Below are 12034 nucleotides of genomic sequence, written 5' to 3' on the forward strand. Positions count from 1 at the left end.
CTACGGTTGCGCGCCGTCGTCCAGCACAGAGGGGGCTCCATGAGCGATCGAATCCGAACTGCCATCCTGGCCGCGGCGCTCGGCCTGGCCTTCGCAGCGCCCGCGCGGGCTGCGGATCCGAAGCCCGAGGCGTCCGCCGACTACTCGCCCTACACCGGGCGCAGCCTGCCGACGCGCCCGCTCTTCGGCGACACCCACCTGCACACCTCGTTCTCGATGGACGCGGGCGCGTTCGGCGCGCGGCTCGGGCCGAGCGACGCCTACCGCTTTGCGCGCGGCGAGGAGGTCGTCTCGTCGAGCAAGCAGAAGGTCCGGCTGCAGCGGCCGCTCGACTTCCTGGTCGTCGCCGACCACTCCGACAACATGGGTTTCTTCCCGGATCTGTTCGCCGGCAAGCCGGAGCTGCTCGCGGATCCGACCGGCCGCAAGTGGTACGACATGATCCGGTCCGGCCGGGGCGCGGATGCCGCGATGGAGATCATCGTCGCCTTCTCGCAGGGGACCTTCCCGCAGACCCTGATGTACCGGCCGGGATCGCCCGCGTACCGCGGGGCCTGGCAGGAGACGATCGCCGCGGCCGAGCAGTACAACGAGCCGGGCCGCTTCACCGCCTTCATCGGCTACGAGTGGACCTCGAACACCAGCGGCAACAACCTGCACCGGAACGTGATCTTCCGCGACGCCGCCGACAAGGCGAGCCAGGTCGAGCCGCTCACGGTGTACCCGCCGGTGGGCAGCGACAACCCGCGCGATCTGTGGAAGTGGATGGCCGCGTACGAGAAGAAGACCGGCGGGCAGGTGCTCGCGATCGCGCACAACGGGAACCTGAGCAACGGGCGCATGTTCCCGATCATCGAGTCGTTCACCGGCAAGCCGATCGACCGCGAGTACGCCGAAGAGCGCGCGAGGTGGGAGCGCCTGTACGAGGCCAGCCAGACCAAGGGCGACGGCGAGACGCATCCGTTCCTGTCGCCCAACGACGAGTTCGCGAACTTCGAGCGCTGGGACGCGGGCAACCTGGACGGCAGCGTCGCGAAGACCAAGGACATGCTCGAGTTCGAGTACGCGCGCTCGGCCTACAAGAACGGTCTCGCGCTGGAGGCGAAGCTCGGCGTGAACCCATACAAGTTCGGCCTCGCCGGCGGCAGCGACGCGCACACCGGTCTCACCGCCATGGAGGAGGACAACTTCTTCGGCAAGACCGTGCCGCAGGAGCCGGGCCCGAAGCGCATGACCAGCGCCTTCATGTCCAACGAGAAGTCCGGCGTCCGGGTCATGGAGTGGCAGGTCTCGTCGTCGAGCTACTGCGCGGTCTGGGCCAGCGAGAACACGCGCGAGGCGATCTGGGACGCCATGGAGCGCAAGGAGACCTACGCACCACGGGCCCGCGCATGGCGCTGCGCTTCTTCGGCGGCTGGGACTTCGCCGGCTCCGACGCCGCGGCTCCGAACCCGGCGCTGGCGGGCTACGCCAAGGGCGTGCCGATGGGCGGCGACCTGAGCCGCGCGCCTTCCGGCAAGGCGCCCACGTTCCTGGTCGGCGCGCTGAAGGACCCGATCGGCGCCAACCTCGACCGCGTGCAGATCGTGAAGGGCTGGCTCGACGCGAAGGGCGAGCTTCACGAAAAAGTGTACGACGTCGCCTGGAGCGGCGCGCGCAAGCCGGGCGCGGACGGAAGGCTTCCCTCGGTCGGAAGCACGGTCGACCTTTCGACGGCGACCTGGACCAACACGATCGGCGCGGCCGAGCTCGTCACCGTCTGGAAGGATCCGGACTTCGACGCCGGGGAGCGCGCGTTCTACTACGCGCGCGTGATCGAGATCCCCACGCCGCGCTGGACCGCCTACGACGTGGTCCGTCTCGGCGTGACTCCGCTGCCGGGCACGGCGATGACGCTCACCGAGCGGGCCTACTCCTCGCCGATCTGGTACACGCCGTGAACGCGCGGCGGCTCGCCGGCGAGCCGCTGCTCCACTTCCTGCTGCTCGGCGCGGCGCTCTTCGGGCTGCACCGATGGGTGTCAGCGCCGGCGCGAGAGCCGGCGTCCGAGATCGTCGTGAGCCGCGGGCGCATCGACAATCTGAAGCAGACCTTCACGCAGACCTGGCAGCGCGCGCCGACGGAGTCGGAGCTCGAGGGGCTCGTCGAGGATCACATCCGCGACGAGGCCCTGTACCGCGAGGCCGTCGCGCTCGGGCTCGATCGCGACGACACGGTGGTGCGCAGGCGGCTGCGCCAGAAGCTCGAGTTCCTGTTCGAGGACCCGAGCCTGGCGGGGGAGCCGACGGAGCCCGAGCTCGAGCGGTATCTCGAGGAGAACGCGGCCGAGTACCGCGTCGAGTCACGGCTCAGCTTCTCGCAAGTGTTTCTCGATCCCGGCAAGCGCGGCCCGGAGCTAGAGGCCGACGCTGCGCGGCTGCTCGCCGAGCTGCGCGCGCAGCCGGACGGCGCCGATCCGGTCAGCGGCGGCGACAGCCTGATGCTCTCGCCGCGCTACGAGAACGCGAGCGCCTCCGAGCTCGTGCGGCTGTTCGGCGCCGAGTTCGAGACCGCGCTGCGCGGCGCGCCGGTCGGGGAGTGGTTCGGGCCGGTGACGTCGGGCTACGGCGCGCACCTGGTGCGGGTCGAGTCCCGCGAGGCCGAGCGAACGCCCGAGCTCGCGGAGGTGCGCGATGCGGTCGCCCGCGACCTCGAAGCGCGCCGACGCCAGGAGGGGCTCGACGCGCAGTACCAGGCGCTGCGCGAGCGCTACCTGATCCGCGTCGAGCGCGCCGACCCGTGAGCGCGCTCGTCGCGCTCTGGCTCGCGCTGGGTCTTGCGACCAGTGCAGGCGCGCACGAGGTTCGTCCCGCGTATCTCGAGATCGTAGAGACCGGTGAGGAGACCTACGACGTCCTCTTCAAGGTTCCCGCCGCCGGCGAGAGCCTGCGCTTCGGCCTGGTTCTGGAGCTCCCCGCGGACGTCGAGCGGATCGGGGCGCCGCGGAGCAGCTTCTCCGGGCGCGCGCACGTCGAGCGAACGCGGATTCTCCGCGCGGGCGGACTCGACGGCGCGCGAATCGCCGTGGAGGGGCTTTCGGCAACGCTCACCGACGTGCTCGTGCGCATCGAGCGACTCGACGGACACACACAGGTCCTGCGACTCACTCCGGATTCGCCGTCGTTCACGGTCGAGGCGACGGCGGGATCCGGAGCGGTCGCGCGCACCTACCTGTGGCTCGGCGTCGAGCACATCCTGCTGGGCGTCGATCACCTGATCTTCGTGCTCGCGCTGGTGATCCTGATCGGCGCCACGCGCCCGCTGCTCTGGACCATCACCGCCTTCACGATCGCGCACAGCCTGACGCTCGCGGCGGCGACGTTCGGCTGGATCACCGTCTCGCCGCCGCCGGTCGAGGCCGTGATCGCGCTCAGCATCGTCTTCGTCGCGAGCGAGATCGCGCAGTCGCGCCGGGGCCGGTCGAGCCTGTCCGCGCGAAGGCCCTGGCTGGTCGCGTTCGCCTTCGGCCTGCTGCACGGCTTCGGCTTCGCGGGCGCGCTGGCCGAGATCGGCTTCCCGGCGCAGCAGATCCCGCTCGCGCTGCTCTGCTTCAACCTGGGCGTCGAGGCCGGTCAGCTCGCCTTCGTCGCCGCGCTGCTCCTGCTCGGCCGATTGCCGGCGCTGCTGCGCGTCGAAGCGCCCCGAGGCTGGCCGACGGCCGCGGCGTACGGGATCGGCGCGCTGGCGTCGTACTGGCTGATCGAGCGGCTGCTCGCGTTCTGATCGCCGCGCGCGGGCCTCGGCGCGCGTGTCCACTCGCGTCGCGGGTGTCTTGCGCGCCTCGCGGACGAGCGGCGTCCCTCTCAGGATTTCCATGGGCGAATTCGACCACTGGACGGTGAGCATGTCTCCGACGCGTGAGCCGAGCTTTGCCGGGCGCGAACGCGAGCTCGCCTGGCTGGCCAACGAGCTCGACGAGGCGCGTCTCGGCCGCGGCGGCGCTTTGCTCGTGAGCGGCGCGGGTGGGATCGGCAAGACCGCGCTGGTGCGCGAGCTCGCGGCGCGAAGCGAATCGGTGCTCTTCGTCTGGAGTCGCTGCGATCAGGGCCGGGCCGAGCAGCCGCTCGCGCCGTGGCTCGAGGTGCTGGCGAAGCTTTGCGAGGGCTCGCACGAGCGCGAGGAGCTCGACGCGCTTCGGGTCGAGCTGCAGACGCCATTCGATCGGCGCGGAGCCGAGCGGCTCGATCCCGAGACCGCCCGCCACCTGCTGCTGCAGCGGCTCGCGCGCGGTCTCGAGCGCGAGGCCGAGAGCCGCGCGCTCGCGATCGTGCTCGACGACCTGCACCTGGCCGATCTGGCGTCGGCGGGCTTCGCGGCGCGGCTCGGCGACACGCCGTACGCGACGCGCGTGCTCGTGATCGCGATCGCGCGCGAGCTCGAGGCCGACGCGGATCCCGCGCTGACGGACTGCCTGCGGCGAATCGCTCCGGCGAAGCGGCGGCTCGAGATCGGCGCGCTGTCCGCGGACGAAATCGCGTCCTTTCTTGCGCGATCGGGGAAGGAGCCGCCGTCGCGGAGCGAGATCGAGACACTCCAGCGGCGAAGCGGCGGGCACCCGCTCTTCCTGCGCGAGCTGCTGCGCAGCGCCGAAGGCGCCGACGCGGAGCAACGCGTGCCGAGGACGCTCGCGCACCTGATCGACGCGCGGCTGCGGGCGCTCGCGAGCGACGATCGCGAGCGGGTCGAGTGTGCGGCGGTGATCGGGCGCGAGGCGCAGCTCTCCGTTCTCGCGCTTGCGGCGGCCGTGGAGCGCAGGGACGCGCTTGCGCAGATCGACCGCGCCGCCGCGCTCGGCATTCTCGCTCGAAACGACGCCGATCCCGACCGGATCGAGTTCAGCCACGAGGTCGTGCGCGAGGCGATCTACGCCAACCTCCCGCTGGTGCGCCGCGCGAACCTGCACGGCGCGGTGGCGCGCGCGCTCGAGGCCCTGGCCGCGGATCCGTCGACCACGCCCTGGCTCGGGCTCGCGCACCACTTCGGCGAATCCGATCGCCCCGACGGCGCGGTTCGCGCGGCGGAGTGCGCCGAGGCGGCCGCGAAACGGGCGTTCAACCTGCTCGCCTTCGAGGACGCGGCGCGGGAGCTCGGCGCCGCGCTGCACTGGCTCGAGTTCGGCCCGGCGGTCGCGCCCGATCGCGAGGCGCGACTCCTGATCGAGCTCGGGCGCGCGCACCTGTTCGCGGGCGATCCCGCGCGGGCCGAGAGCGACTTCGAGCGCGCGGCGGGCGTCGCGCACGGGGCGGACGCGATCGACGCGCTCGCGATCGCGCTCGTTGCGCTCGAAGCGATCCGCCCCGCGACGGCGGGCGGCGATCCGCTCGCGCGCGTCGCGCGGGTCGAAGAGGTGCTGCTGCAGCTCCCGTCCGATCGCGCCGCGCTTCGCGCCGAGCTGCAGATCGCGCTCGCACGCGATCTGGTTTCGAGCGACCCGCAGCGCGCGCGCGCGACGAGCGACGCGGCGATCGCCGCCGCGCGCAGGCTGCGCGATCCGAAGCTGCTGCTTCGCGCGGTCTCGAGCCGCGCAGGCCTTCTGCTCTACCCGAACGATCCGCGCGAGCGCGAGGCGTTCGCGCGCGAAGAGGTCGCGCTCGCACGAAGCGCGCGCGATCGCGGCGCCGAGGTCCTGGCGCAGCAGCGCCTTTTCGCCAGCGCCCTCGCGCGCGGCGACCGCGCGGCGGTGGACGAGGCCGCGAGCGCCTGCGAGCAGTCGGCGGCGGCGCTCGGCCACCCGATGCACCGCGGCCACGCGGCGGCCGCGCTCGCCGCACGAGCGCTCTGGCTCGGCGATCTGGTCCTGGCCGAGGCGCTCTCGGACGAGGCCGCGCGAACGCTTGCCGACCACCGCTCGGCCGAGCTCGCGTTCGGCGTCGCGACCTCGCAGCGCTTCGCGCTGCGGCGCTTCCAGGGCCGGCTCGCCGAGCTCGAGCCGCATCTCGAAGCCGTGCTTCGCGAGCGGCCCGAGCGGCTCGAGCTCGAGTGCATGCTCGCGCTGTTCTGCGCGTCGACCGGGCGCTTTGCTGCCGCGCGCGAGCGGCTCGCCGGGATCGTCGAGCGCTGCCGCGAGGGCCGGTTGATCCGACTTCCCGCCGACGAGAGCCGCTCGCTTTCCGCGGCGCTGCTGGCCGAGACCTGCGCCTGCCTGCGCGATTCCGAGACCGCCGCGCGACTCGAGCTCGAGCTCGAAATCGCCGGCGACGGAAACCTGTGTCTGGGCGCGCTGGTCTGCGCAGGCTCCGTGCAGCGCTACCGCGGGCTTCTGGCCCACGCGCGCGGCGACCAGGACGAGGCGGTCGCGTTCCTCGAAGACGCGATCGAGTGGGAGCGGCACGCCGGCGCGCGCCCGCTCGAGGCGCTCGCCGTGCTCGACTGCGCGCGCGCCGCGCTCGCGCGCGGCGAGCCCGGCGACGACGAGCGGGTGCAAACGCACGCGGCGCGCGCGCTGCAGCTCGCGGCCGAGATGAACATGCCCACGATCCTCGCGGCCGCGCGAGAGCTGGCCTACGCACGCTAGCGATCCTGTCCTACCATCGGGCCATGCGAACCCTCCTTGCCTCCCTGTTGGTCCTCGTCGCTTCGACCGCCTTCGCCGAGCCTTACGCGGTCGGGAGCACCCTTCCCCCCATCGAGCTGCCCGATCAGCACGGCGAGCTACGCAAGCTCGACGAATCCGTGCGCGCGATCGTCTTCACCCGCGACATGAAGGCGGGCGACGTGGCGAAGGCGGCCGTCGAGAAGGCCGGCCCCGACCTGTTCGAGCGGAACTCCGCGGTGTACATCGTCGACGTGAAGGGAATGCCATCGCTGGTGAAGATGCTCTTCGCGCGGCCGGCCATGAAGCGCCGCCCGTACCGCTTGCTCGTCGACGACGCGGGCGACAAGACGGCCGACATCCCCGGGGGCGCGACCTATCCCACCGTCCTCGTCCTCGACAAGCTGCGGGTCACGGGAATCGAGAACCCGACCAGCGTCGAGGCGCTGATCGCGGCGCTCGAGAAGCCGGCGAAGTAGCGGCTAGCGGGGCGCCCCGCCGAGCAGCTTCACCGCCGAGGCGATGTCGTCGACGCGGCGGATCGCGTGGCGGCGCGCGAGCGCGTGGCAGCGCTGGCGCAGCCGCGTCGAGACCTGGTCACCGATTCCCGTGACTTTGCCGTCCGAGATCCACAGCCGCGGCGCGTGCTGGCGCGAGAGCCAGCGCAGCGCGGGCAGGTCGATCACGTTGCCGCTGCCGTAGCGCGTGAGCTCGTCGCCCTCGGCGCGGCGGCCCGAATCCGCCACGATGCGGAGCTGGCCCTGGGCTCCCTCGCCCGAGTAGATCGCCACGCGCGTTCCCTCTCCGGTCGCGCGCAGCAGCCGCTCGAGGTCCGGCGCGTCGAGCCGCATGCTTCCGCTCACGTCGAGAAGCACGGTGCCCCGACCGCGCACGCCGCGCCTGCGGAAGATCTTGCGGTCGATCGACCAGCGGTGCGCGTGTCGGATCACGCTCCCCTCGACGGACGAGCCCCAGGCGCGCAGCCCCGTGCGCGCCGAGAGCCGCCGCGTGAGCCGCGCGCGCACGACGCTCATCACGCCGGGCGCGAGGTCCGGAACGTCCTCGCGGACGTTTCGCAGGCGGCGCATCTCGTCTTCCGCCTCGGGCACGGCGTGGTGGGCGTGCTTCAGCGAGCAGTCCATCACGAGCTCGCTCTGCGAGAACCCGTTCTCGTCGAGCAGGCCGTGCAGGCGCAGAAGCTCCGCGAGCTTGCGCGCCAGAATCCGGCCGCTGCGCTCGGGCGCGTCGGGGCGGCCGTAGCGGATTCGCGCCTTCTCGAGCACGTCGCGCGCGCGCCGGACGACCTCGCGCACCACGCCCGCCCCCGTGCGCGGGTCGAGCCGCTCGAGCTGCTCGCAGAGCCGCGGCTCGACGCTGGTGCCGATCGACGCCACGCTGCGCACGAAGAGCGCGAACCCGTCGCCGCGCTTCGCGTCCAGGGCCAGCAGCCAGCTCACGTAGAGCTCGCCCGTCTCGCCGAGCTCGACCGGACGTCCGGACGCGCAGAGCGCGAGGTTCACGCGCGCGTCCTCGACCGCGGCCGCGACCCGCGGGTCGAAGGCGACCTTCGGCGGCACGAGCGGCGAGTAGAGCACGTGGCCGTACTCGTGCAGGACCACGCCGCGCCCGTCGGGATCGAGCGGAACGGCGAGCCGCCGCGCCACCTTGTCGACGGCGCCGGCCAGCTCGCGTCCCGAGGTCTTCACCGAATCGACGATCAGGTACGGCGCGCAATCGCCCGCGCCGCGCTTTTCAATGAGCTCGGGGTACGGAAGGAAGCGCTCGCGATGGGACTCGAATGCGCGCATGACTAGCGAACTCCCGCGAGCAGGGCGGCGTCGTAGAACAGCGCGCCGCGCGCGGCGCCGAGCACGACCAGGCACGCATCGCGCAGCCCGAGCACGAGCTTCGCGCGCTCGATCGCGAGCAGCGCGCGCACGGAGAGGCGCCGATCTTCGTCGAGCCCGACCCCACGCCGCGCGACCTCGCGCATCGGCTCGGAGAGCAGCGCGAGCGCCTCGGGGTGCGGCTCGCGGATCTCGAGCTGCGCGTCGAATCGGTCGCGAAGCGCCGCGGGCAGATCGTCGGACGGCAGATTGTCGGTGACGATCACGTGGAAGCCCGGCGCCGGCGTCACCGTCTCGCCGGTGGGAAGGGTGAGCCGGCAGGTGCTGTCGTGCTCGAGGATCGGGTACAAGAACGCCAGCACGTCCTCGCCCGCGTGCGAGAGCTCGTTCAGCACCAGCCGCGCGCCCTCGCGCATGGCGCGGATCACCGGCCCGTCGTGCCACAGGATGGTGTCGCCCTTCGGCAGGTAGGTGCCGCGGAGCTCGGCCGCCGACAGCTCGGGCACCAGCGTGCAGGCGTACAGGCCGCGCTCGAGCCGGCCGTGGTGGTAGGCCGCGAACGTCTTTCCGACGCCCGGCGGCCCCCAGAGGTAGATTCGCGTCAACGCGACGCAGGCGAGCACGCGCTCGACCAGCTCCCAGCTGAATCCCGTGCTGCGGACCTCCGGCTTCTTGCTCGCGCTCTTGGTCTTCTCGGTCTTCTCGGTCATCTCGATCTCCCTCAATCGATGTTGGTGTTTCGAATCCGAGGGAGATCGTGGCGCAGCGTCGGTGAGCGAACGTTTCGGCCCTAAGAATTCTTCGGCCGGAGCGCCTCGACCTCGGGGGAAAGCCGCGCGGGCGGCACCGACAGGATGAGCTCCGCGTTCCAGTCGAGCGCCCAGGAGTGGTCGGGCACGCGAACGGGAACTTCGCGGGTCTCGAGCTCGACCATGTGGAAACCGGGCTTCAGAAGCAGCTCGGGGTGCCGGTGCCGGAGCAGGTACGCCCACGCCAGCGTCGACAGGCTGTCCATGCCGAAGAATCCGACGTAGCGCGGGCCGTCGGTCCAGATTTCGGGCTGGTTCAGCAGGAACGCGGCGGTGCGACCGACGCCGCGCACCTTCTTCTCGCCGCGGCCGTTGCACGCGGAAAGGCTCGCGTAGTCGGCGCGCGGTCCCTGCATGAAGCCGACCAGGAAGCGATCCTCGTAGCCGGGGCGGAGCGCCGCGCGCAGCCACGGCTGCAGGCAGAAGTTCTTGCGCGTGATCGTCTGGAAGTAGTGCCCCCAGACCGCGTCGAGCAGCCGCTCCAGATCGGTGTAGCCCCGCGGGACGTTCTTCTTCGGGGGATCGAGCTCCTCGACCATCTCGACCGTCGGCCGCGTGGCCGAGAGCACTACGTCTGCGCACCGCGCGCGAGTGCAGTCGAGCTCGAGCAGCACACCCGCCTGTCCGTCGGCCGGCGGGAAGTTCAGCAACACCTCGCCCAGGCCATAGCCGGCACCCGAGAACACGGCGTTGGCCTCCCGGAGCGCGGCCTCGTCGCGCGTGTTCCCAGCCAGGATCCGGCGCTCCGCGGAGCGCGCCTTCAGGAAATACAGGAACGGATGGACGAGTCCCAAGGTTCTCCCTCCTCGACGGTGCGGCGGGGGGACGGCCGCACCGACGAAAATAGTGCACCTCCGACGACGGGAGTGGGTTTCGGGCCGTAAATCAGCCCGCACCGGATTCGCGCCGACCGGCTCGACGACGGTCCGTCCCGAGCGCGGACGCGGACTTGGCGGGACCGCGGCGCCCCGCGCGGGATACGATCGCGCGATGCACTTAATGGACGACGCGGCGTCCTTCGGCGAGAAGATCCTGTCGGTGCTGGACCGCGGCAGCTTCACGTCGACGTACAAGTACGCGGTTCTGCTCGGCCTGCTCGACCTGGCGCTCGAGGCCACGGAGCGCGACGGCGCGCCACCGACCAGTGTCACGACGCCGCAGCTCGCCAGCCGCGTGATCGAGCTGTACTGGCCGCACGTCCGCGAGTTCCCCGCGACCTCGCGCGTGCTGCAGCAGAACCTTCCGCAGCGCGGAACGCGCGGCACGCCCGAGATCGTGCGGCGGATCGAGGAGTTCCGCGCGGCCCACCCCGCGCCCGGCACGCCGCACCGCGCGCGGACCGCGGCGCCCGCGGGGTGGGCCCGGCTCGCGCGAGAGGTGGAGTGGAAGCTGGTCGAGATGCCGCTGCCGCGCCTGCAGCGCGTGGGCGACGCGCCGCTTCCCTTCCTGTACGCGATCCGCTGGGACGAGACGATCCGGAAAGGCGAGTTCAAGGGCCCCGACTTCGACAACTCGATCCGCTTCCTTCCCGGCGCCGCGGAGCAGCTGGTGCGGCTCTCCGGCCTGCTGCGCCCGCTGATCCAGCGCGAGTGGGCTGCGCTGATCGCGCGCTTCAACCGCCTGCCCGAGGCCGCGCTCGAGGAGTTCCTGTTCAGCAGCGACCGCGCCGCGCTCGCCATGCTTCGCGAGCCGCTCCGAGAGCTGCAGCGCGGCGAGTGCTTCTACTGCGCGCGACCCCTTCGCGGCGCCGCGGTCGAGGTGGACCACTTCGTGCCCTGGTCCCGCCACCCCAACGACGCGATCGAGAACCTGGTCGCCGCCCACGCGAGCTGCAACGGCTCGAAGAGCGACCACCTGGCCGCAAGCACCCACGTCTCGCGCTGGGTGCGGCGCGACGCGGACGCGGCGGCCGAGCTGGCGCAGATCGCGCGCGGGCTCGCCTGGCCGTCCGAGCCGGACGCTTCGCTCGGCGTCGCGCGGGGGATCTACTTGCGGCTGCCCGAGGACACGCGGCTGTGGCGGGGGCGAGGGGAGTTCGAGGGGGCGCAGCGGGCGAGGCTGGCCGGGCTGTTCGCCTGAGTCTGGCCCAAACCTTGCGGGCGCAGCGGCCATGCGGCCGGACGTTCACGTGGAGCTGCGAAAGATCGGAAGCCTCGGGCTTCCCGTGCGCGCCGAGGCGCTCGAAATGACCTACGGCGAAGAGGAGCCGCGGGTTCGCGCGCTTCGCTCGCTCGACCTGGCCATTCCTGGCGGCCAATTCTTGGTGGTGCGCGGCCGGAGCGGCTCAGGCAAATCGACGCTCTTCCACCTGCTCGCGGGGATGAGGAGGCCCACCTCGGGCCGCGTGGTCGTCGGTGACGTAGAGGTGGATTCCTTGAGCGAAGCCGAGGCCGCGCGTTTCCGGCGGCACAAGATCGGGCTGGTGTACCAGTTCTTCAATCTGGTCCCGATGCTCGACGTGATCGAGAACATCGCGCTGCCGCTGCTGCTCGACGGCCGCCGGCTCAGCGATTCGCTGCCGCGGGTGCGCGCGCTGATGGAGCGGCTCGGGATCGCGAACCGCGCCGGCCACGAGGTGACGCGGCTCTCGGGCGGGGAGATGCAGCGGGTGGCGATCGCGCGCGCGCTCGCGGGCGACCCCGGCCTTGTGCTCGCCGACGAACCGACCGGGAACCTCGACGACCGCAACGCGGGAGAAGTGCTCGACCTGCTCACCACGCTCTGCCGCGAGAACGGAATCACCGTCGTGATGATGACCCACGACGCGAGCGCGACCGAGCGCGCCGATCGGGTGGTCACGCTTCGGG

9 protein-coding genes and 1 pseudogene are annotated in these 12034 nt (G+C 71.9%); 7 read left to right on the forward strand and 3 right to left on the reverse strand.

The genetic code is table 11. From position 1 onward, the window contains the following. Window positions 1-39: 39 nt before the first annotated feature. The 5 genes and pseudogenes from FJ108_04630 (at window position 40) to FJ108_04650 (ending at window position 7050) form a co-directional block, all read left to right on the forward strand. Window positions 40-1940 (forward strand): annotated as a pseudogene (locus FJ108_04630) (DUF3604 domain-containing protein). Next, window positions 1835-2782 carry a peptidyl-prolyl cis-trans isomerase gene (locus FJ108_04635; protein MBM4335186.1) on the forward strand — a complete coding sequence of 316 codons (948 nt, stop codon included), beginning with the start codon at window positions 1835-1837 and terminating at the stop codon, window positions 2780-2782. Before FJ108_04630 ends, FJ108_04635 begins: the two are co-directional and overlap by 106 nt. Further along, window positions 2779-3762, forward strand: a complete 984-nt coding sequence (locus FJ108_04640; protein MBM4335187.1) for a HupE/UreJ family protein — start codon at window positions 2779-2781, stop codon at window positions 3760-3762. Before FJ108_04635 ends, FJ108_04640 begins: the two co-directional genes overlap by 4 nt. 91 nt (window positions 3763-3853) lie before the next feature. Then, window positions 3854-6553 carry a hypothetical protein gene (locus tag FJ108_04645; GenBank protein ID MBM4335188.1) on the forward strand — a complete coding sequence of 900 codons (2700 nt, stop codon included), beginning with the start codon at window positions 3854-3856 and terminating at the stop codon, window positions 6551-6553. Window positions 6554-6576: 23 nt separating this feature from the next. After that, complete coding sequence (locus FJ108_04650; GenBank protein MBM4335189.1) at window positions 6577-7050, forward strand: hypothetical protein; 474 nt, start codon at window positions 6577-6579, stop codon at window positions 7048-7050. Between the two features lie 3 nt (window positions 7051-7053). On the opposite strand, the gene FJ108_04655 is transcribed toward FJ108_04650, so the two are convergent. The 3 genes from FJ108_04655 to FJ108_04665 all read right to left on the reverse strand — a co-directional run bounded on the left by FJ108_04655 (window position 7054) and on the right by FJ108_04665 (window position 10021). Further along, complete coding sequence (locus FJ108_04655; protein MBM4335190.1) at window positions 7054-8379, reverse strand: hypothetical protein; 1326 nt, start codon at window positions 8377-8379, stop codon at window positions 7054-7056. Between the two features lie 2 nt (window positions 8380-8381). Beyond that, on the reverse strand, window positions 8382-9128 hold the full coding sequence (locus FJ108_04660) for an AAA family ATPase (protein ID MBM4335191.1): 747 nt from the start codon (window positions 9126-9128) through the stop codon (window positions 8382-8384). Between the two features lie 80 nt (window positions 9129-9208). Continuing rightward, the gene (locus FJ108_04665) at window positions 9209-10021 is read right to left on the reverse strand and encodes a hypothetical protein (GenBank protein ID MBM4335192.1); all 813 of its coding nucleotides are present in this window, start codon (window positions 10019-10021) and stop codon (window positions 9209-9211) included. A 196-nt stretch (window positions 10022-10217) separates the two neighbouring features. Here FJ108_04665 and FJ108_04670 point away from each other — a divergent pair, with 196 nt between their 5' ends. Then, on the forward strand, window positions 10218-11306 hold the full coding sequence (locus tag FJ108_04670; protein ID MBM4335193.1) for an HNH endonuclease: 1089 nt from the start codon (window positions 10218-10220) through the stop codon (window positions 11304-11306). Between the two features lie 106 nt (window positions 11307-11412). Next, on the forward strand, window positions 11413-12034 hold a 622-nt coding region (locus FJ108_04675; protein MBM4335194.1), incomplete at its 3' end, for an ABC transporter ATP-binding protein.

It is taken from the genome of Deltaproteobacteria bacterium (assembly GCA_016875225.1).
Taxonomy (GTDB): domain Bacteria; phylum Myxococcota_A; class UBA9160; order SZUA-336; family SZUA-336; genus VGRW01.

Bases quoted from the DNA above. Each gene is read 5' to 3' on its own strand.
- FJ108_04660 (MBM4335191.1), bottom strand. From the start codon at position 9,128: ATGACCGAGAAGACCGAGAAGACCAAGAGCGCGAGCAAGAAGCCGGAG.
- FJ108_04670 (MBM4335193.1), top strand. From the start codon at position 10,218: ATGCACTTAATGGACGACGCGGCGTCCTTCGGCGAGAAGATCCTGTCG.
- FJ108_04655 (MBM4335190.1), bottom strand. From the start codon at position 8,379: ATGCGCGCATTCGAGTCCCATCGCGAGCGCTTCCTTCCGTACCCCGAG.
- FJ108_04645 (MBM4335188.1), top strand. From the start codon at position 3,854: ATGGGCGAATTCGACCACTGGACGGTGAGCATGTCTCCGACGCGTGAG.
- FJ108_04650 (MBM4335189.1), top strand. From the start codon at position 6,577: ATGCGAACCCTCCTTGCCTCCCTGTTGGTCCTCGTCGCTTCGACCGCC.